The following is a 19,019-nucleotide window of genomic DNA, read 5'->3' on the forward strand; positions in this document are numbered from 1 at the left end:
TCTGGCTGGAGCGCCTCCTGCGGGCTTCGCGGGGCAGAAACTGCGGCAATATCGCTGCTTCGCCCGGAGAATCGGTGCAACAGGAGAAGTTATGGATCGGGTTCAGCGCATGGCGCGCGCGATCATGGTTCTGGTGCTTGCGTCGGCATTCGGCGGGCAAGGCAGCGCCGCGACGAAAGAAGACATGGAGCGAGAGATCCAGCGCTTCAGCGTCGCCTGCGCCAAGAACGAGATCTACCCCGAGCTATACGACTGCCAGTGCCTGACCGAGGGGTACCGGAAGGGCGTGCAGGCGGCGGATTCGACGCATCAACGCAAGGCGATCGTGCGCGACCTGAAACTGCTGGAGTCATGCCCCGCTCCGAAGCCGAAGATCTTCGGATGGTTCAAGCGAGACTGCCTCACGAGCTTTCGCAAGCAGGCTGATCGTGTCGAGCGCTGCGACTGCGGCGCGGAGCGTTTCACGACGGCTTTTCATGGCAGCCCGCCGACTTCGCGCCGTGAGATGGATGCGATGAAGAAAAGCTCGCTGCAGGCCTGCGGGCTGCCGGGTAAATAGCTGCGCAAACAGCTGCGCAAACAGCGGCAGTGGCCGCCTGTACGCCGCCGCTACAACTGCCGGCTGCGCGCCAGGGGCGGGTTCTGCGCAAAGTAGCGCTGGATGCCGCGCATGAGCGCGTCCGCAAGGTCTTCCTGGTAGGCGGTGCTGCGCAGCTTGGCTTCCTCTTCGGGATTGCTGATGAAAGCTGTTTCGACCAGCACGCTCGGAATGTCCGGTGCCTTGAGAACGGCAAAGCCGGCTTGCTCGACCTGGCCCTTGTGAAGACGGGCGCCGATGCTGCGGATCTCCCCTAGCATCGCGCCGCCGAGCTTGATGCTGTCGTTGATCTGCGCGGTGGTGCTCATGTCGAGCAAGGCGCGTTGGACCTGCACTTCATGGCTCCCGACGTTCACGCCGCCGACGCTGTCGGCCTGGTTTTCCTTGTTGGCGAGCCAGCGTGCGGCGCTGCTCGACGCGCCGCTCTGGCTGAGAGCGAACACGCTCGCCCCGCGTGCATCGGGCGTGGTGAACGCGTCGGCGTGGATGCTCACGAAGAGGTCGGCCTGTACGCGACGCGCCTTCTGCACGCGCACGCCGAGCGGCACGAAGAAGTCGGAGTCGCGCGTGAGAAAGGCGCGCATCGGATTGCCGTTGACGCTGCTGGCGTTGATGCGTTGACGCAGCCGGTGCGCGATCTGCAGCACGATGTCTTTTTCACGCGTGCCGTTGGACCCAGTCGCGCCGGGGTCTTCACCGCCATGGCCGGGGTCGAGCGCGACGATGATGATCCGATCGGTCTGGCTGGCGGTCGCGCCTCCGCGTGCAACGGCTGGCGGCGCTGCGGGTGGCGGCGCGCTCCCGGCGGGAGGCACTTGCAGCGGCAGGCCGGTGCCCGCGGGCGCCCGATTGCCAGGCCCCAATGAGGAAGGCTGCGGCGGGCGTGCCGATTGCTGGGCCATCAACTCACCCAGAGGATCGGCCGCCTCCGGGCTGGGACGGGCCGCTTGACTTGCAGCCTGCGGGGCCTTCTGGGCATCACGCATGCGCTCCGTGATGAGTGCTTCGAGCGGGTCAATGGCTTGCTGCGGATAGAGATCGAGCACAAGCCGATCGCGGTAGGCCGCCACCGGCGCGAGCGAAAAGACCTGCGGCGCGACCGCCTGCTTCAGATCGAAGACGATGCGCACGACGCTGGGCGCGAACTGCCCGACGCGCAATCCGTTGATGTAGGGGTCGTCGGGCTTGATCTTGCCGACGAGCTCGCGCAGGGCCGGATTGAGGTCGATGCCTTCGACGTCCACTGCCAGGCGGGGTGGGTTGCCGACCACCAGTTGCTGCGACTTGAGCCGGCCATCCGATTCGATGGTGACGCGTGTGTAGTCTTCAGCGGGCCAGACGCGGACTGCCACGATGGTGGCGCCACGGGCGATTTCCTGCACCCCGAGCAACAGGGCCAGGCTACCGCCTTGCAGCAGCGCGCGTCGCTTCAGTCCGGCGCTCATGCAGCGTCGGCCAGCAACCGGGTGCCGCGCGGCGTATTGGCACGAAGGGTCACGGTGCGAGTGTCGTCGGTCATTGCTTCGATTTTAATAGCGAGGTCCGCAAGTGGAATGCGCCCCGCGGCGTTTTCTGGCCACTCAGCCAACTTGAGGCCGGGGCCGGCGAAGATGTCGCGGAAGCCTGCGTCTTCCCATTCGCGCGGATCGCTGAATCGGTAGAAGTCGAAATGGAAAATGGCGAGCCCGTCCGGCGCCTCGTGCGGTTCGACCACCGCATAGGTTGGGCTCTTGATGCGACCGGTGATGCCCAAGGCGCGCAGAAGGTGACGAACAAAGGTCGTCTTCCCGGCGCCGAGGTCGCCTTGCAGCGCGATGAAGGCGTCGCGCAGGGCGGGCGATCGAGCCAGCGCGAGTGCCAGTGCATCCGTGTCGTCCTCGGTGCGCCACACGTGCGGGGCGCTGTGCGTTTCTACAATCGGCAGGTGATCGGCAGCCATCAACTCGTCATTCGGATTCAGGCCTTGGCCCGGGAGCTCGGATTCTCCCAAATCGGGGTCGCAGGTGTCGACCTGTCGAGTGCGGAAGAGGGCCTGATGCAGTGGCTCGCCGAGGGATTTCATGGCGACATGCACTACATGGCCGCGCATGGGACCCGGCGCGCAAGGCCGGCAGAGCTGGTCCCGGGCACGGTTTCGGTGATCACCGCGCGCATGGACTACTTGCCGCGGGACACGCCTGACGGGTGGCAAGCCATCGAGTTCGCGCGGTTGCAGCGGCCCAGCGAGGCCATCGTGTCGATGTATGCGCGAGGCCGCGACTATCACAAGGTGCTGCGGTCCCGCCTGTCGAAGCTGGCCGAGCGCATCGCAGAAGAAGTCGGCCCCTTCGGCCATCGTGCGTTCACCGATTCAGCCCCCGTGCTCGAAGCCGAACTGGCGTCGCGCAGCGGCCAGGGCTGGCGCGGCAAGCACACGCTGGTGCTCGACCGCGAGGCGGGCTCGATGTTTTTCCTCGGCGAAATCTACGTGGACATGGCGCTGCCGCCCAGTGAGCCTGTCACGCCGCACTGCGGGAGCTGCAGCGCCTGCATCGACGTGTGTCCGACGCGCGCCATCATCGCGCCTCATCGGCTCGACGCGCGTCGCTGCATCTCCTACCTGACGATCGAACATGCAGGTTCCATTCCGCTCGAACTGCGGCCGCTGATGGCCAACCGCATCTACGGCTGCGACGACTGCCAACTGATCTGTCCGTGGAACAAGTTTGCAAAGAAGAGTGCGCTTGCCGATTTCGATGCGAGAGAGGGCCTCACGGGCCGGCAGCTCGGCGAACTCTTTGCATGGACCGAGGAAGAGTTTCTCCGCTACACCGAAGGCAGCCCGATCCGCCGCATCGGCCATGAACGCTGGCTGCGCAACGTGGCCGTGGCGCTCGGCAATGCGCTGCGGGCCGGCGACGAAAGCGCTCGTGCCGCATTGGCCGCGCGCCTCGCGCACCCCAGCGCGCTCGTTCGCGAGCATGTCGAATGGGCGTTGGATGTCAGTGTCGGATGATGGCCGAAATCTGCGCCGTGCCTGCGTCCATCGAGCGAATCGAACTCAATCGGAGCGATGCGTACTTCAACGTCGGGTTGTTGAGCAGCTTGCCGTTGTAGTGACCGTTGAAGCGCGTGTCCCTGCAGCCGCTCACATCGAGGTCGATCGATGCATTGATGGGCGAGACATAGTCGGTGCTGGACCCTTTCATCATGCAGGCCGCATCCGGCACGCTGCCACCGACTGCGCCGTCGGCCTCGATCTGGAGCGTGCCGGGATAGACCTCCGGCGGACCCAGCGCGCCGGTGTCCTGCTGCGCCACATAGAACAAGAAGGAACCATTCCAGGCGCCCTGATAGTGCGCGTAGTCCTGTGCCTGTGCCGCGCCTGCAAAAGACGCTGCGGCGACAACGACCAGAAGGGAAGGGCGCATCGCCGAATGGTAGCCGTGGACAACGGTCAACGGGGCGCTACTTGCTGATCAGTGCCAACCCGAAAGGCAGGCTCGCCACGCCCAGCACGGTCGAGAGCGTCACCAGTCCCGCGACGTAGGGGCCGTTGTAGCCCATGCGAGCGGCCAATACATAGGCGCTCGAGGCGGTCGGCACGGCCGAGAAGGTCATCAGCACTGCGGCCTGCGCAGGATCGAGCTTCAACACCACGGCGAGGCTCCATCCGATCAGCGGCAGCGCCAGGTGCCGGATGGCGAGCACCGAAAAGGCAAGCACCTTGCCACGCGCGAGCGTCGCGAACTGCATGCCGGCGCCCGCAGCCATCAATCCCAATGCGAGCGATGCGGCACCGATGCGCGACAACGTCGGCGTCAACCAAGTCGGCACGCCCAGACCGAGCAAATTCGCGATGAGCCCTGTAACGGTGGCGATGATCAGCGGATTGCGCGCCAATTGCCGCAGGAACCCGCTTTGCGCGTGTCTCGCCATCGGCCACACCGCCGCGATATTGAAGAGCGGCACGCAGACGCCGATCAGCACCGCGATCATGAGCAGTCCTTCAGGGCCCGCCAAGCGTTCAGACAATGCCAGACAGATGAAAGAGTTGAAGCGAAAGGACACCTGCGCACTCGCCGCGTGATCGCGTCGGTCGATGTGCGGCCCGATCACCGGCAGAAATGGCAATGCATAGGCCAGGGCGATGCCGGAAAGCCCGACTCCGACACCCGCCGTAATCAGGTTCGACGTGGCACCGAAATCGAGCGGGCTGCGGATGATCGAATGAAACAGCAGCACCGGAAAAAGAAAGTAGTACACCAGGCTTTCAACGTGGTCCCAGACACGGCGATCGAGCGCCGTGTAGCGACACAGCAACCAGCCGCATGCGATGAGTGAGAAGTCGGGGAAGAGCAGTTGCGCATAGTTCACCCGGTCGAGGATAAACGGCGGCTGCCTGTGGGTTATCCACGAAGCGGCGGGAGGACCGAGCCGGTAGCATGGCGGCTTTCGTTTACTGGCTCAAGGAGGCCAATCAATGAACCGTCGTCAATGGAATGCGATCGCCGGCGCCGCCGCGCTTGCCGCGTTCGCAACATCCAGCTGGGCGCAAAGCTATCCGAACAAGCCGATCGAACTGCAGGTCCCGTTTGCACCCGGAGGCACGACCGACATCGTGGCGCGCGTGATTTCGGAACCGCTGAGCAAGGCGCTTGGCCAGAGCGTGGTCGTCATCAACCGCGCGGGCGGCGGCGGCATCGTAGGCGCGGCCGAAACCGCGCGGTCCGCGCCTGATGGGTACAAGCTCGGCGTGGCAACGGTGTCGAGCACGGCGGCCAATCCGGCCATCAATCCGAAGACGCCCTACGACCCGATCAACGACTTCACGCCGATCGTCAACATCGCGGCCACGCCGAACATCATCGCGGTGAACCCGAGCTTCCCTGCGAAGAACTACGCAGAGTTTGTCGCCGAACTGAAGAAGAACCCGGGCAAGTATTCGTACGCCTCGTCAGGCACCGGCGGCATCGGGCATCTGCTGATGGAGCTCTACAAGAGCCTCACCAACACCTACGTCACGCACATTCCCTATCGCGGCGCGGGGCCGGCGCTGAACGATGTCGTGGCCGGACAGGTGGCGATCATGTTCGACAACATCCCGTCGACGCTGCCCTTCATCAAGGCCGGCAGGCTGGTGCCGATCGTGGTGTCGGCACCGCAGCGGCTGAAGGAACTCCCGAATGTGCCCACCTTCAAGGAAGTGGGCCTGGAGCCCGTGAACCGCATGGCCTATTACGGCATCCTCGGTCCGAAGGGCCTGCCAAAGGACGTGGTCGACAAGGTCAACGCGGGCGTCAAGAAGTCGGTCGAAGATCCGGCTGTTCGCAAGCGCATCGAAGACACCGGCTCGCTCGTCGTGGCCAACACGCCCGAGCAGTTCGCCGAGCAGATCAAGGCGGAGTTCGCCGTCTACAAGGACGTGGTCGTCAAGCAGAAGCTGCAGCTCGACTGAGGAGGAGCCGCGGAGGCAGGGCGGCGACACGACGCCCTGACGACGCGGCGACCTACAGCCGACCGCTTGAGATTCACCAGAGAATGACAAGGGCCCTCTCAAGAATCATCGAAGGATGAAGCGCCGCCAGCCAAAGGAGATGGATCGTGCATGAGTTGACCTTTCGCACTCTCGTGTATCGCTACTTCTTCTTCGAGTGGCTTTTCGTCGACGTTACGCTGGGCAATGTCTTCGAACGATCCGCAGCCATGCGGCACAACCGGTCGCAGGCGCACTGGCTTCTCATCTATATGCGGCGGTGGCTGTGGTGCGCCGTGTTGTTTTTCGGCTTGGGTGGAATCGTCGAGATCCTGTTGGGCGCCCCCGCGATATCGGCACTGTTTTATGTGCCCAGCGCCTTGAGTGTGTCGGTCAATGCGGTCATCGCGGCTGCCTGGCTGGGACTCAAAACCCTTGCCGAGCCGGCTTGATGTTCAAACTGTTGCAATTAAACAAGACATTTCCCCCAAAAGGTCCGGAGTCGACGACAATAGCCGCGCGTCGCGAGCTTTACAGCCCGCACGTGAACCGGTGATCGGTCAGTTTCGCGCCACAGCGCCTGTTTAGTTTGTTGTGATATAGGGACTCCATCGCTTTGTGTTTTTGGTTTGATTTAGGAGTCCCTCCATGGGCAAGAAACTTTACGTAGGCAATCTCGCTTACTCCATCCGTGACAACGACCTCGAGCAGGCTTTCAGCCAATACGGCACTGTCGCCAGCGCCAAGGTCATGATGGAGCGCGACACCGGCCGTTCCAAGGGCTTCGGCTTCGTCGAAATGGGTTCGGACGCCGAGGCGCTCGCAGCCATCGAAGGCCTCCACGAGCAAGCGCTCGGCGGTCGCAACCTCACCGTCAATGAAGCCCGTCCGATGGAGCCACGCTCGCCCGGCGGCTTCGGCGGCGGCGGTCGCAGCGGTGGCGGCGGCGGCTACGGTGGCGGCGGCGGCGGTGGTTACGGCGGTGGTGGTGGTGGTGGCAACCGCAGCGGCGGTGGCGGCGGCTACGGCGGCGGTGGTCGCGGCGGCTACTAAGCACACACTGCTGCAGCACCCTGCAGCACACCGGCAACGGTAAAAAGGCTCCTTCGGAGCCTTTTTTGTTTTGGGCGCCCGTCTTTTGTTATCTTGCACCGCATGACCACGGCCACCGAAACGCCTGAAATCGACGACTTCATCGACGCCTTGTGGCTCGAAGACGGACTCTCCAAGAACACGCTCGCGGCTTATCGCCTCGATCTCGAACTCTTTGCGAACTGGTTGGAGGTCGAGCGCGGCAAGCCACTGGGTGCCGCACTGGAGAACGACCTACAGGCCTACATGGGCGCGCGCCTTTCGGACAACGGCAAGGCGACCTCGGCCAACCGGCGCCTCACGGTGTTCAAGCGCTATTACCGGTGGGCGCTGCGCGAGCAACGCATCGCGGCGGATCCCACCTTGCGCCTCGCACCGGCCCGGCAGATGCCGCGCGCCATCAAGACCTTGTCTGAAAAGCAAGTCGACGACCTGCTGGCCACGCCGGACGTCGACACACCCCTTGGTCTGCGCGACCGCGCCATGCTGGAACTGATGTACGCAAGCGGGCTACGCGTGAGCGAACTCGTAGCGCTCAAGGTGTTTGAGATGAGCCTGAACGACGGCGTGCTGCGCGTGCTGGGCAAGGGCAGCAAGGAGCGCCTGGTGCCTTTCGGCGGCGAGGCCAGGCGCTGGATCGAGCGTTATTTGCAGGAGTCGCGTCCCGTCATCCTCGATGGCCAGCAGACTTCCGATCTTTTCGTGACCCACCGAGGGGCTGGCATGACGCGGATGATGTTCTGGGTCATCGTGAAGAAGACAGCCTTGGCGGCGGACATCCACGTGCCGTTGTCTCCGCATACCCTGCGCCATGCCTTTGCGACGCACTTGCTCAACCATGGTGCGGATCTGCGTGCGGTGCAGATGCTGCTCGGCCACGCCGACATCTCCACCACCACGATCTATACGCACGTCGCGCGGGAACGCTTGAAGCAACTGCATGCCAAACACCATCCGCGCGGCTGAATCGCTTCGCCGATTGCCGGAAAATCGCATGACCGAGGAGTTGAATCGATGCTTTTGAGTTCTTGCCGGCGCGCCGTTGTGGCCGCGCTGGGTCTTTCGTTGATTGCCGTGGCGGCGCAGGCCCAGGTCGTGCCGAAGACGGTGCGGATGGTGGTCGCTTATCCGGCGGGCGGGGTCAGCGATGTCGTCGCGCGCGCCTTGGCCGACAAGCTTGCAGCGCAGCTTGGCGTGACCTTCGTCGTCGAGAACAAGGCCGGCGCGAGTGGCACGATCGGCATGGATGCGGTTGCGAAAGCGCCACCCGACGGCRCAACGTTGGGCTTTTCGGCAATCAGTCCGTTGGTGCTCAACCCGCACCTGGGCAAGTCGCCTTTCGACCCGATGAAGGACATCGCCCCCGTCGCGAGCGTGATGTATTCACCCGTGCTGCTCCTCGCGACGACGGCCACCGGCACGCGCGACTTTCGCACCTTGCTGGATGACGCGCGTGCCCGGCCGGGCGCGATTCGATGGGCCACATCGGGGCAAGCTTCGCTGGGGCACGTCGTGCTTGAACAACTTCGTTCGGCGGCCAGGATCGACGTCACGCACATTCCGTACAAAGGCGGCGGGCAACAGCTCAACGATGCGATCGGCGGGCAGTTCGAGATCCTGTCGACCAATGCGGGCGCAACCGTTTCCGCGCAGATCCAGGCGGGCAGGCTGCGTCCGCTGGCCGTCGCTGCGCCAGCGCGCCTGGACAAACTACCCAAGGTGCCGACGCTGGCCGAGCTGGGCTATCCCGCTGCCAACATGTCGTCGCTCTTTGGCGTGTTTGCGCCGGGCGGCACGCCCTCGATCCTCATTGAAAAATACAACGTCGAGATCAACAAGGCGCTGAACAACCCCGATCTGCGCGCGAAGCTGCTTGCGACAGACAACGTGCCGACCGGCGGCCGGGTGGAAGATTTCGAGAACGAGATCGCGAGCGAGTACGAGAGCAATGGGCGCATCGTGCGGTCGGCTGGGATCAAATCAGATTAGCCTGTTGCTCGCCCCCAGGATGCGCGCACTTCGTGTCGCTTCTCCTTCCCCCTGACCGGGGGCAACACCGGTGGCCCGGCGAAGCCGGTTCCACGGTGTTCCACTGAGGGGGCTGGCTGCGCAGGCCGGGGGACGAGTGGACAATGCGCGGGTCCACGATGGAGGAACACACCATGGCTCAATTGACGCCTGCTACGCGGAATCTTTATCTCGAAGACTTGAAGGTGGGGGATCGCTTTGTCAGCGACGAGCATGCGCTGGATGAGGCGCAGATCATTGAATTTGCTGCGCGGTTTGATCCGCAGCCTTTTCATCTGGATGCTGAGGCTGCCAAGAACACTTTTTTTCAGGGACTGGCGGCGAGTGGGTGGCACACGGCGGCGATCACGATGCGGTTGCTGGTCACGAGCGGGATTCCGCTGGCCGATGGCGTGATCGGGTCGGGGGGCGAGCTTCAGTGGCCGAAGCCGACGCGGCCCGGTGACGTGCTGCGGGTCGAGAGCGAAGTGATGGAAGTGATTCCGTCGCGCTCGCGGCCCGAGCGGGGGATGGTGCTGATGCGCTGCGAAACGAAGAACCAGCACGGCGACGTGCTGCAGCGCTTCTCGCCGAAGATGGTTGTCTCGCGGCGGCCGACCTGACGGCTTAGGGCCCAAGGGCTTGAGGCGCTAGAGCGACTCGGACGGCGCGAAATCCAGCTCGACCTTTGCGCCGTTGGGATCGTGGCAGAACAACTGCCAGGTGCCCGCGCCGGGTATTTGGCGCAGTTCGTACTTGGTGCCGCTCTGGTCGAAGCGGGCTTTGACTTCCTTGAGGCCGCGCGCGGTGAAGGCCATGTGGTCGATCACGCCTGCGCGCTGTTCCGGCGGCTTGCGATCGAAGTACAGGTGCAGCACCGCTTGGGGCGCTTCGCCGTACAGCCATGCGCCGTCAAAGCCGAGATCGGGCCGTTGGCCAACCTTGAGGCCCAGCAGGCCGGTGTAGAAATCCAAGGTGGCTTTGGGGTCTTCCGCGATGACGGTGAAGTGGTTCATTCCGACGATCATTGCTTTCTCCTGGCAGAGTGGATTCGAGTTTCAAGGCAGCAGCACGAGGGCACCGATGGTGCCGCGCGATTCAAGGCGCGCATGGGCATCGGCCGCAGCATCGAGGCCGAAGCGTTGGATGGGCGGCAGTTTGATCGTGCCGTCTGCCAGCGCGCTCCAGACGCGCTGCGCGCGCACCGCAAGTTGGTCGTTGGTGGCCACGTAGTCGAACACCACCGGACGTGAAAAGCTCAGCGATTTGGCGACGAGCGCGTCGGGCGGCAGGGGAGACAGCGGTCCGCTCGCCTGGCCGAGGCTGATCCAGTGGCCGCGCCTTGCGAGGGCGGCGAGATTTTCTTCGCGCGCGGCATCGCCCAGACCGTCGATCACGACGTCGGCGCCACCGCAGGCGCGTTGCACGGCATCGGCGAAGCGGTAGTAGCGCGTCACGATGACGTGTTCGCAGCCGTACTCGCGTGCGATGCGGGCTTTTTCTTCGGTGGACACGGTGCCCAATACAGTGGCGCCAAGACGGCGCGCCCATGCGCACACGAGCAATCCGACGCCGCCGGCAGCCGCATGTACCAGCAGACGTGTGCCGCGTTGCACGTGGCCGAGGTCGTGAAGCAGGTAGTCTGCCGTGATGCCTTTCAGAAGCAAGGCGGCGGCGGTCTCGTCTTCCACGGCTGCGGGCAACCGCACCACCCAATCGGCAGGCACGCAGCGCACGCCGCAATACGCGCCGGGCATCGGGCCGAGGTAGGCGACGCGATCGCCAGGGAGAAAGCCTGTCACCTGAGGACCGACGTCGAGCACACTGCCCGCGGCCTCCATACCCGGCACGCCGGGCGCTTGCGGCGAAACCGGCATCAGTCCCGGCACCCAGCCCCGACGCAGATACACATCGAGATAGTTCACGCCGACAGCGCGCTGCTGAATGCGAATCTCGCCCGCGCGAGGCGCTTCCACTTCGCTGGTTTGCGTGTGCATCACTTCGGGTCCGCCATAGCGCTCGACGGCGACGCGGCGCGTGGGGAGGGGCAGGGCGGTCGGCATCGCCGCGCTGCCGCCAGGTCGCAAATCGCCGCCGCGCCGCAGATGCCGACGCAGGTTCTCGAAGCCTGCTTCGTACACGTCCTGCGCAACCATGTCGCGCAATTCGCGCTCTCTGCCCGGTGGCGTCGAGAAGGTCGACGTCCAGTGCCAGAAGGTGCGGTTGCCGTCCGTCACGCGCTTGAGGGTGAGTGTGGAAACGTAGCGCTGCAGCGGCACGGTTGCTTCGACGATGCAGTAGGTGCTCCTGTGCTCGGTGTCCGACAGCGTCAGCAATTGTTCGCGGATTCGATGGCCGTCGCGCAACGTGAAGCTGCGCACACAGCCGACCTGATCGCCGCGCTCCTGCGCTTCGATGCGGCTCGCTTCGACGACGTCGTGCCATTGCGCATGGCTGTTGAAGTCGCGCAGCACGGCCCACACGCGCTCGATGGGCGCATCGATGACGGTCGATCGAACCACGCGCTGGAGCATGTCAGCGGCTCGATCCGAAGTGGCGCTTGAGCGCGTCGAAGCCACCCTGGAACACGCCGCCGCCGATGGTCTCGGTCAGGTCGCGCTCGCGGCCTTCGTCGCAATCGAATTCGACGCTCCATTCGGCAAAGCAGCGCGCACCGTCAGTCACCGGCGTGAGCTTGAGCGTCGAGATGTAGTTCGACACGCCCATCGGGCTTTCGAGGATTTCGTAGGTGCAGCTGTACTCGTAATCGGACAGCGCCAGCAATCGCTCGCGGATCGCACCGCCATCGCGGGTGTGAATGTGGCGGATGCAGCCGACTCGATCGGCCGGCTGGCTGTTCTCGATGCGGCTGTCGGCAATGCCGGGGTGCCAGAGCGGCAGGCCGTTGAAATCGCGGATGCGGGACCACACATTGTCCGCGCTGGCGTCGATGACGCTCGAGACGTAGACCTGCACCATGCGCTATTCCCTTTCCTGGGGAGCCCCCGATGGCAGCGCCGTCTGTGCGCCGCTGACCTCGCCGACGAGACGCTGGATGTCGCCGCCTTGAATGCCGATTTCGCGCAGCAACTGATCGACCAGTGGCGCCTGTGCCCGGAATCGCAATGCCGAATTGACCAGCCCGTCCGCGAAGCCGCCGCCGTCGCCGTTGCGCTCGCCGCCGCCCGACGAGCCGCCGAGGCCGTCCACGTGCAGGATCTTGATGCCCTCGATGCGCTCCATCGGCTTCACCGACTCGCGAATGATGGCCTCGGCCTTCTCCACCAGCTTCATGCGCAGTGCCGACATGCGTGCTTCGGGCGACAGCATGTTGTGGGCTTCGTTCATCATGCGCATCGCCTCCGCTTCGATCTCTGCGCGGACACGCATCGCCATCGACTTGATTTTCTCGGCGTCGGCATCGGCTTCGGCTTGCGCGCGCACTGCCGCACCCCGATCGGCGCTTGCATCCTTCTCGGCCTGCGCGGCAGTGGTGAGGCGCAGGGCGTCGCGCTGGGCAACCTGTGCGGCGCCGATCAGGTCGATCGCCTTCTTGCGTTCGGCCATCTCGACCTCGCGTGCGGTAAACACCTTTTCTTCGGCAGAGACGGCCTGGGCGCGCGCAGTTTCGGCCTCGGCCTGGGCCTCGCTCTGCGCCTTGCTCTCGCGGGCGATGGCGATCGCACGCTGTTGCTCGGCGAGTTCAAGCGACAAGCGACGCTCGATCTCGGCACTCTGGATCGCGCGCTCCTTGCCGATGCGTTCCTGCTCGATGGTCTGTTCGGAGCGGATGCGCGCCGTATCAATGCTCTGCTTGGCGGTGATCTGTGCGCTTTCCGCATCCTGCTCGCGATGGGCGCGCTCGGCGGTCAACTCCGCACGCTGCCGTGCGCGGGCGATTTCCACTTCTCGCTGCTGGGCCAGGCGGGCATGCTCGCCTTCGCGATCGATCTCCAGCGAGAGCTTCTCGGCTTCGAGGTTCTTGTTGCGGATCGCGATGAGCGTGTCCTGCTCAACGTCGTTGCGTTGCTTCTTGCGGTGCTCGATCTGTTCTGTCAGCCGTGTCAAACCTTCGGCGTCGAAGGCATTGCTTGGGTTGAAGAATTCCATGCCGGTCTGATCGAGTTGCGTGAGCGATGCGGCTTCGAGTTCGAGTCCGTTCTTGGTCAGGTCCTCGGCCACCGATTCGCGCACCCGCTTCACATAAGCGCCGCGCTTTTCGTGCAGTTCTTCCATCGTCATCTCTGCCGCCGCAGTGCGCAGCGCATCGACGAACTTGCCTTCCACCAGTTCCTTGAGCTGATCCGGCTCCATGGTACGCAGGCCGAGCGTCTGCGCAGCGGCGGCGACGGCTTCAGCCTTCGCTGCCACGCGCACGTAGAACTCGGCGATCACGTCGACGCGCATGCGGTCCTTGGTGATGAGCGCCTTGTCGCGCCCCCGGCTGACTTCGAGCCGCAGCGTGTTCATGTTGACGGGGATCACGTCATGCACGATGGGCAGCACGAAGGCGCCGCCGTCGAGCACCACCTTCTGGCCGCCAAGGCCCGTGCGCACGAAGGCCCGTTCCTTCGAACTGCGCAGGTAGAGCCAGTGCAGCAGCCAGACCGCGAGCGCGACGATGATCGCGACCACGATGAGACCAAGGATGAAGTTGCCGAATTGAGCACCTGACATGGACGTCGTCTCCTCTTATTGCGTGTCGCGTGTGATCTGGACGAAGCGGCGCGTCGTCTCGGTGAGCGCCGTTTCCGCAGGCAGCCGCTCCATCGAGCTGGCGCCGTAGAAGCCGTGGCATTCGGGACAGCGCGAGAGCACATAGCGCGCGTCGTTCGGGGTGGCGATCGGGCCGCCGTGACACAGCACGATGGCATCGGGCTTGATCTTCTTCGCCGCAGCCGCCCATTGGTTGATGTGCTCCACGCAGCCGTCGAGCGTCAGCGCCGTCTCGGCGCCGATCGCGCCGCCGGTGGTCAGTCCCATGTGGCAGACCACGATGTCGGCGCCGGCCCGTGCCATGGCGCGCGCATCGTTCTCGCTGAAGACATAGGGCGTCGTCAAGAGATCGAGCTTGCGGGCGCGTTCGACCAGTTCGACTTCCAATCCGTAGCCCATGCCGGTCTCTTCGAGATTCGCGCGAAAGGTGCCGTCGATGAGGCCCACCGTTGGAAAGTTCTGGATGCCGGAGAACCCGAGCGCGATCAACCGCCGCAGGAACTCGTCGGGAATCATGAACGGATCGGTGCCGTTGACACCCGCAAGCACCGGCGTGTGCTTCACGACGGGGAGCACTTCGCGCGCCATCTCGCAGACGATCTCGTTGGCATTGCCATAAGCGAGCAGGCCAGCGAGCGAGCCGCGCCCCGCCATGCGGTAGCGACCCGAGTTGTAGATCACGATCAGGTCGATGCCGCCGGCTTCCTCGCACTTGGCCGAAAGGCCCGTGCCGGCGCCGCCGCCGATGATGGGCCGGCCGGCCGCCATCTTGGCGCGCAGGCGTTGCAGGAGCGTGGAGCGATCGATGCGTGGCATAGGGCTGGGCTGCTCCAGGGTTCAGGCGCGAAGGGCGCTGGTGGTCGGGCGCGATACCTCGTGCCACGCGGCAGCCAGCGCATCCGCAAAGGCTTCGTCGTTGATGTGCAGCGGCAGCCGCATGAGCTTGCGGTTCCCGCCTGGCCGGAACCCCTGCTCGATGGCAGCGAACAGCGCGCGGTCTGCTTCGGGATCATGAAACGGCTGGCCGGGCCGGTCGATGGCGGACACGCCGCCCTCCGGAATGAGAAAGCGCACCGGCCCGCGCATCGCGTTGAGCTTGGCGGCGATGAATTCGCCCATGGCGCGGCATTCGTCGGGTGTGGTGCGCATCAGGGTCACCGTGGTGTTGTGCCGATAGAGCTTGCGGGCGCGAAAGCGCTCGGGCACGCTGTCCCAGGCGCCGAAGTTCACCATATCGAGCGCGCCGCACGAGCCCACGTAGGGGAGGGCATGGCGCGCGAACACGTCCATGCGCATGGGGCCGGCGGAGAGCACGCCTCCCGCAATCTCGTCGGCGATCTCGGTGGTGGTGACATCGATGACGCCGGCCAGCAAACCGGAGTCGGCGAGCTTCTCCATCGACTGGCCTCCCACCCCTGTCGCATGGAAGACGAGGCAGTCGTGGCTGTCTTCCAGCCGCTTCGTCAGCATCTGAACGCAAGGCGTGGTGACGCCGAACATGGTGAGTCCGACCGCCGGCTTTCCGTCATTGGAGACAACGGGCGGGTGGGCGATCATGCCGGCCAGCGCGTTCGCGGCGTTGGCAAGAACGCGTTCGCTGATCCGGTTGATTCCCTGTACATCGGTGACCGAATACATCATGCAGATGTCGCTCGGGCCGACATAGGGGCGCGTGTCGCCGCTCGCCATGGTCGAGACCATCATCTTCGGCACGCCGATGGGCAGCGCGCGCATGCCTTGCGTTGCCATCGAAGTGCCGCCGGAGCCGCCTGCTGAGATGATTCCACCCAGATCGCGCCGCCCTTGCAAGAAGGCTTCGAAGGCGAGCGCCATTGCAGCGGTCGCGTTGCCGCGGTCGCCGCTGAAGACGGCCGATTCGCCATTGGGATGGTGGCGCGCCACTTCGCGCGGATGCACGTTGGCAGGCGAGGTCTTGCCCGAGGTCGACAGATCGACGGTGACGACCCGCAGGCCGAGCCGCTCCAGGCATTGCCGCAGGAAGAGCAGCTCTCGACCCTTGGTGTCGAAGGTTCCGGCGACGTACGCGGCGCGCACGCTGCTGGCAGCGACGGGAAAGTCGAAGATCTGCGGTGCGGCGGTTTTCGGTGGCGCGGCCGGCTGGCGCTCGATATCGGCCACCGGCGCTGCAGTGCCGCCCGCGTTCCAGCGATTGAAGCCTCTTACCGTGCGCGGCGCGAGGTCGTCGAGGGTGGGCGCGCCATCGCCATGCGTGCGGCGCACCGTGAAGACCTGCGTCGGCTCCGGGGCGTCCTGAGTCGCCAAGCCGGCACTTTCGGCAGCTTCCTCGTCGTGCCCGTTGGAACGCACGCCGAGCAGCCGCTCCTGCAAGTCGAGATCGGCCGCCAGTTCGGCTGCGGGCATCTGCTGCGCGATGCGGCCATTGACCATCACGCCGATGCGATCGGCCACCGAGATGGCGACCCCCAGGTTCTGCTCGATCAGCAGCACGGCGATGCGGCCCTCGGCAGCGAGGTCGCGCAGCGATTGCGCCACCTGCTCGACGATGATCGGCGCGAGGCCTTCGGTGGGCTCGTCCATCACCAGCAGCTTGGGATTGAGCAGCAGCGCGCGCCCGATGGCGAGCATCTGCTGTTCGCCACCCGAAAGTTGCGCGCCGCCGTGCCCGCGCCGTTCAGCAAGGCGGGGGAACATCGCGTAGATGCGGTCGACCTCCCGGCGCCGGCTCGCGACCAGCCGCAATGTTTCGTCGACTGACAACGACGGCCATACGCGGCGACCCTGCGGCACGTAGGCGATGCCGCGCCGCGTGATTTCGTTGGGGGCGAGGCCAAGGATCTCTTCGCCCGCCAGACGGATGCTGCCCCTGGCCGGGACCATGCCCGTGATCGCGTTGCACAGCGTGGTCTTGCCCATGCCGTTTCGGCCGACGATACCCAGCACGCCGCGCTCGACCGTGAGGCTCACGCCTTGCAATGCATGGGCGTGGCCGTAGTACACGTCGAGGCTGTCGATGGCGAGCACGGGCGTGTTGCCGGCGCCGACGTTGTCGCCGCCGCTCTCGCGCTTGTTGCCGAACCAGGCCATCAGTGACGGCTCCCCATGTAGATCGCCTGCACCTGGGCATCGCCCTCGATTTCTTCAGGGCTGCCAGTGCGCAGCGTGCGGCCGTTGTGCATCACGGTCACCCGGTCGACCACGCGCAGGGCGATCTCCAGGTCGTGCTCGATCAGCACGAAGCTCATGTGTGACGGCAGCGAGCGCAGCAGCGCGACGAGTTCGCGGCGCTCTGCCGGCGACAAGCCTGCCGCCGGTTCGTCCAGCAGGATCAGCCGGGGCGCGCCGGCCAGCGCCATGCCGATTTCGAGTTGGCGTTGCTGCCCATGCGCGAGGTTGGCGACCCTCTCTTCCGCGATGTGGGTCAGCCGCGTGCGTTCGAGCAGGTCCTGCGTGGCCCGGGTCGACGCATGCCCTTCGCGTGCCCGCAGAAAGCTGAAGCGCCCATTGGCGACGCCGCGCACGGCGAGGAAAAGGTTGTCGCGCACCGTCAGCTCCCGGAACAGAAGCGACGATTGATAAGTACGGCGCAACCCTTTGCGGATGCGCTCATACGGCGGCAAGTCCGTGATGTCCTCGCCAAAAAAATGGATGCGACCCGCCGTCGGCGGAAAGTCGCCGGTGATCGCGTTGAACAGCGTCGTCTTGCCGGCGCCGTTGGAGCCGAGGATGGCGTACTTCTCGCCGGCTGCGACGGTGAGCGAAACATCGTCCACCGCACGCAGCGCCCCGAAGGCACGCGTCACCCCCGTGAGCCGCAAGGCATCGCCCGTCAGCAGCTGCGTGCTGCCGCCGGCATTCACGGCACCGCGTGACGCGGCCGATCGCAGGGGGGTGATCGTGGCCATTCGGGCTCAGGTCCTGCAGTCGGGTACGTCGCGCGTGCCGAGGCCCATCTTCTTGAATTCGGCTTCAGGCAGTCCCAAGGTCTGCGAGATGTCGGGCACTGTCTTCACGACTTTGTTGTAGAAGGAGCCGTCCGGTGCCTTCGTCACTTCGGTGATGTAGGTCGTCCCGACGCCGTTGCGGTTGCCGTCGATCTTCACCACGCCCGCCGGCCCCTGGAAGTTGGTCTTCTGAAGCGCTTCGCGATAGGCCTTCTGGCCATTCGAGAGATCGCCCTTGACTGCATCCAGCGCATCGAGCGTCGCCTTGGTGTTGATGTAGTAGAGGTAGGCAAAGAGCGAGGGGCTCGGGAAGCCGTCCTTGAAGTTCGCCTTGTAGTCGGCCACGAACTTCTTCCACTCCGGCGTGTCGATCGAATCGGCCATCGGGCCTGCCGATGCGGTGCCCAGCAGCGATTCGCGGCGCTTGCCCTTGAAGTTGAGGACCGTCTGGTCGACCGTGATGGAGCCGCCGATCATCGGCTTGTCGCCGCCGGCTTGCTCATACTGCGTGAGGAAGTTCACCGCGTCGGAGCCGCCCAGCACCACCAGCAGCGCATCCGCCTCTTTGGGAATTTTCGCGATCACCGATGCGTAGTCCTTGGTGCCCAGCGGCACCCACGCCTTGTCGATCACCTTGCCGCCCTTGGCGCAGTAGCTGGCCATGAAGCCCTGCACCTGCGAATACGGAAAGCCGTAGTCCTCCGCAATCAGGAAGGTCTTCTTGTAGCCCTTGGAGAGCGCATGCTCGCCCAGGCCCACCATCCATTGAGCGCCTTCGGTGTTGAAGCGATAGAAGTTAGGAGCAGGGTCTGCAAGCGTCGCGCCCTGCGCACCTGAGGAGCCGTTGATGAAGGTGATGTTGGGCTGCGTCTTCGCGTAGTTCTTGACCGCGATGCCTTCGTCGCCCGACAGCGGGCCGATCATGATCTGCACCTTGTCCTGCTCCACGGCCTTGCGGGTGGAGTTCACGGCCTTGTCCGGCGTGGCGTCGGATGAGACCTTGACGAACTCGATCTTCTTGCCGCCCGCCATGCCGTTCTTCTGCTTGAGCGCGAGGTCCGCGCCACGCATGCCGTCCTGCCCGGGCGCTGCGAACGGGCCCTCCAGCGATGCGAGGAGCCCGATTTTCACGGTCTCCTGCGCGTATGAAATTCCGGTCACTGCAATCAGCGCCGCCGCGGCGACGATGCTGCGCCCGAACATTCTTCTGCCTTTGCTCATGTCTCGC

General features: G+C 64.9%; 20 protein-coding genes and 1 pseudogene. 8 read left to right on the top strand and 13 right to left on the bottom strand.

Annotated features, from left to right (window positions below; translation table 11 throughout):
• The first annotated feature begins 91 nt into the window (after nucleotides 1-91).
• Nucleotides 92-559, top strand: coding sequence for a hypothetical protein (locus AC1DMA_RS12445; RefSeq protein ID WP_478144372.1), 468 nt, complete (start codon nucleotides 92-94; stop codon nucleotides 557-559).
• A gap of 50 nt (nucleotides 560-609) precedes the next feature.
• Here the strand turns inward: AC1DMA_RS12445 and AC1DMA_RS12450 are convergent, their stop codons facing one another.
• A complete protein-coding gene (locus tag AC1DMA_RS12450; RefSeq protein ID WP_478144373.1) occupies nucleotides 610-2,043 on the bottom strand; it encodes an N-acetylmuramoyl-L-alanine amidase in 1,434 nt (477 codons plus the stop codon).
• A complete protein-coding gene (gene tsaE, locus AC1DMA_RS12455; RefSeq protein WP_478144374.1) occupies nucleotides 2,040-2,537 on the bottom strand; it encodes a tRNA (adenosine(37)-N6)-threonylcarbamoyltransferase complex ATPase subunit type 1 TsaE in 498 nt (165 codons plus the stop codon). Before tsaE ends, AC1DMA_RS12450 begins: the two co-directional genes overlap by 4 nt.
• Between tsaE and queG the strand changes: the two genes are divergently transcribed.
• Nucleotides 2,523-3,593 (top strand): tRNA epoxyqueuosine(34) reductase QueG, encoded by a 1,071-nt coding sequence (queG, locus tag AC1DMA_RS12460; RefSeq protein ID WP_478144375.1) that lies wholly within the window; start codon nucleotides 2,523-2,525, stop codon nucleotides 3,591-3,593. The two genes, tsaE and queG, sit on opposite strands and share 15 nt — an antisense overlap.
• On the opposite strand, the gene AC1DMA_RS12465 is transcribed toward queG, so the two are convergent.
• Together AC1DMA_RS12465 and AC1DMA_RS12470 are read right to left on the bottom strand one after the other, a co-directional pair.
• Nucleotides 3,580-4,008 (bottom strand): hypothetical protein, encoded by a 429-nt coding sequence (locus tag AC1DMA_RS12465; protein WP_478144376.1) that lies wholly within the window; start codon nucleotides 4,006-4,008, stop codon nucleotides 3,580-3,582. The genes queG and AC1DMA_RS12465 overlap by 14 nt on opposite strands.
• 37 nt (nucleotides 4,009-4,045) lie before the next feature.
• Nucleotides 4,046-4,954, bottom strand: coding sequence for an AEC family transporter (locus tag AC1DMA_RS12470; RefSeq protein ID WP_478123858.1), 909 nt, complete (start codon nucleotides 4,952-4,954; stop codon nucleotides 4,046-4,048).
• Between the two features lie 106 nt (nucleotides 4,955-5,060).
• Between AC1DMA_RS12470 and AC1DMA_RS12475 the strand changes: the two genes are divergently transcribed.
• From AC1DMA_RS12475 to AC1DMA_RS12500, 6 genes are all read left to right on the top strand, one after another.
• Nucleotides 5,061-6,035: a tripartite tricarboxylate transporter substrate binding protein BugE gene (locus AC1DMA_RS12475; protein WP_478123857.1), complete on the top strand. Its 975-nt coding sequence runs from the start codon at nucleotides 5,061-5,063 to the stop codon at nucleotides 6,033-6,035.
• A 146-nt stretch (nucleotides 6,036-6,181) separates the two neighbouring features.
• Nucleotides 6,182-6,505 carry a hypothetical protein gene (locus AC1DMA_RS12480; RefSeq protein WP_478123856.1) on the top strand — a complete coding sequence of 108 codons (324 nt, stop codon included), beginning with the start codon at nucleotides 6,182-6,184 and terminating at the stop codon, nucleotides 6,503-6,505.
• Nucleotides 6,506-6,701: 196 nt separating this feature from the next.
• Nucleotides 6,702-7,106, top strand: coding sequence for an RNA recognition motif domain-containing protein (locus tag AC1DMA_RS12485; RefSeq protein ID WP_478144377.1), 405 nt, complete (start codon nucleotides 6,702-6,704; stop codon nucleotides 7,104-7,106).
• 102 nt (nucleotides 7,107-7,208) lie between these two features.
• Nucleotides 7,209-8,111, top strand: coding sequence for a site-specific tyrosine recombinase XerD (gene xerD, locus AC1DMA_RS12490; protein ID WP_478144378.1), 903 nt, complete (start codon nucleotides 7,209-7,211; stop codon nucleotides 8,109-8,111).
• Between the two features lie 48 nt (nucleotides 8,112-8,159).
• The gene (locus tag AC1DMA_RS12495; protein WP_478144379.1) at nucleotides 8,160-9,134 is read left to right on the top strand and encodes a Bug family tripartite tricarboxylate transporter substrate binding protein; all 975 of its coding nucleotides are present in this window, start codon (nucleotides 8,160-8,162) and stop codon (nucleotides 9,132-9,134) included.
• 173 nt (nucleotides 9,135-9,307) lie between these two features.
• Nucleotides 9,308-9,775, top strand: coding sequence for a MaoC family dehydratase (locus tag AC1DMA_RS12500; protein ID WP_478144380.1), 468 nt, complete (start codon nucleotides 9,308-9,310; stop codon nucleotides 9,773-9,775).
• A gap of 27 nt (nucleotides 9,776-9,802) precedes the next feature.
• Here AC1DMA_RS12500 and AC1DMA_RS12505 read toward each other — a convergent pair whose 3' ends face one another.
• The 9 genes and pseudogenes from AC1DMA_RS12505 to AC1DMA_RS12545 form a co-directional block, all read right to left on the bottom strand.
• Nucleotides 9,803-10,168, bottom strand: coding sequence for a VOC family protein (locus tag AC1DMA_RS12505; protein WP_478123851.1), 366 nt, complete (start codon nucleotides 10,166-10,168; stop codon nucleotides 9,803-9,805).
• Between the two features lie 42 nt (nucleotides 10,169-10,210).
• Nucleotides 10,211-11,686 carry an SRPBCC family protein gene (locus tag AC1DMA_RS12510; protein WP_478123850.1) on the bottom strand — a complete coding sequence of 492 codons (1,476 nt, stop codon included), beginning with the start codon at nucleotides 11,684-11,686 and terminating at the stop codon, nucleotides 10,211-10,213.
• Between the two features lies 1 nt (nucleotide 11,687).
• Nucleotides 11,688-12,131 (bottom strand): SRPBCC family protein, encoded by a 444-nt coding sequence (locus AC1DMA_RS12515; RefSeq protein ID WP_478123849.1) that lies wholly within the window; start codon nucleotides 12,129-12,131, stop codon nucleotides 11,688-11,690.
• Nucleotides 12,132-12,134: 3 nt separating this feature from the next.
• Entirely contained in the window at nucleotides 12,135-13,829 is a 1,695-nt protein-coding gene (locus AC1DMA_RS12520; RefSeq protein WP_478123848.1) for a flotillin family protein, read from the bottom strand.
• A 15-nt stretch (nucleotides 13,830-13,844) separates the two neighbouring features.
• Complete coding sequence (locus AC1DMA_RS12525; protein ID WP_478144381.1) at nucleotides 13,845-14,684, bottom strand: phosphoenolpyruvate hydrolase family protein; 840 nt, start codon at nucleotides 14,682-14,684, stop codon at nucleotides 13,845-13,847.
• Nucleotides 14,685-14,705: 21 nt separating this feature from the next.
• Nucleotides 14,706-15,923: a Tm-1-like ATP-binding domain-containing protein gene (locus AC1DMA_RS12530; RefSeq protein WP_478144646.1), complete on the bottom strand. Its 1,218-nt coding sequence runs from the start codon at nucleotides 15,921-15,923 to the stop codon at nucleotides 14,706-14,708.
• Nucleotides 15,924-16,424: 501 nt separating this feature from the next.
• Nucleotides 16,425-16,934: pseudogene (locus tag AC1DMA_RS12535) on the bottom strand (ABC transporter ATP-binding protein); the annotation flags it as partial.
• A complete protein-coding gene (locus AC1DMA_RS12540) occupies nucleotides 16,934-17,752 on the bottom strand; it encodes an ABC transporter ATP-binding protein (protein WP_478144382.1) in 819 nt (272 codons plus the stop codon). The gene AC1DMA_RS12540 and the pseudogene AC1DMA_RS12535, both read right to left, overlap by 1 nt.
• Nucleotides 17,753-17,758: 6 nt before the next feature.
• On the bottom strand, nucleotides 17,759-19,012 hold the full coding sequence (locus AC1DMA_RS12545; protein ID WP_478123845.1) for an ABC transporter substrate-binding protein: 1,254 nt from the start codon (nucleotides 19,010-19,012) through the stop codon (nucleotides 17,759-17,761).
• Nucleotides 19,013-19,019: the final 7 nt, after the last annotated feature.

The sequence above is a fragment of the Variovorax sp. 05N34 genome, assembly GCF_056397405.1.

Bases quoted from the DNA above. Each gene is read 5' to 3' on its own strand.
- AC1DMA_RS12545 (WP_478123845.1), bottom strand. From the start codon at position 19,012: ATGAGCAAAGGCAGAAGAATGTTCGGGCGCAGCATCGTCGCCGCGGCG.
- AC1DMA_RS12515 (WP_478123849.1), bottom strand. From the start codon at position 12,131: ATGGTGCAGGTCTACGTCTCGAGCGTCATCGACGCCAGCGCGGACAAT.
- AC1DMA_RS12510 (WP_478123850.1), bottom strand. From the start codon at position 11,686: ATGCTCCAGCGCGTGGTTCGATCGACCGTCATCGATGCGCCCATCGAG.
- AC1DMA_RS12500 (WP_478144380.1), top strand. From the start codon at position 9,308: ATGGCTCAATTGACGCCTGCTACGCGGAATCTTTATCTCGAAGACTTG.
- AC1DMA_RS12485 (WP_478144377.1), top strand. From the start codon at position 6,702: ATGGGCAAGAAACTTTACGTAGGCAATCTCGCTTACTCCATCCGTGAC.
- xerD (WP_478144378.1), top strand. From the start codon at position 7,209: ATGACCACGGCCACCGAAACGCCTGAAATCGACGACTTCATCGACGCC.
- AC1DMA_RS12465 (WP_478144376.1), bottom strand. From the start codon at position 4,008: ATGCGCCCTTCCCTTCTGGTCGTTGTCGCCGCAGCGTCTTTTGCAGGC.
- AC1DMA_RS12525 (WP_478144381.1), bottom strand. From the start codon at position 14,684: ATGCCACGCATCGATCGCTCCACGCTCCTGCAACGCCTGCGCGCCAAG.
- tsaE (WP_478144374.1), bottom strand. From the start codon at position 2,537: ATGGCTGCCGATCACCTGCCGATTGTAGAAACGCACAGCGCCCCGCAC.
- AC1DMA_RS12475 (WP_478123857.1), top strand. From the start codon at position 5,061: ATGAACCGTCGTCAATGGAATGCGATCGCCGGCGCCGCCGCGCTTGCC.
- AC1DMA_RS12445 (WP_478144372.1), top strand. From the start codon at position 92: ATGGATCGGGTTCAGCGCATGGCGCGCGCGATCATGGTTCTGGTGCTT.
- AC1DMA_RS12520 (WP_478123848.1), bottom strand. From the start codon at position 13,829: ATGTCAGGTGCTCAATTCGGCAACTTCATCCTTGGTCTCATCGTGGTC.
- AC1DMA_RS12540 (WP_478144382.1), bottom strand. From the start codon at position 17,752: ATGGCCACGATCACCCCCCTGCGATCGGCCGCGTCACGCGGTGCCGTG.
- AC1DMA_RS12505 (WP_478123851.1), bottom strand. From the start codon at position 10,168: ATGAACCACTTCACCGTCATCGCGGAAGACCCCAAAGCCACCTTGGAT.
- AC1DMA_RS12450 (WP_478144373.1), bottom strand. From the start codon at position 2,043: ATGAGCGCCGGACTGAAGCGACGCGCGCTGCTGCAAGGCGGTAGCCTG.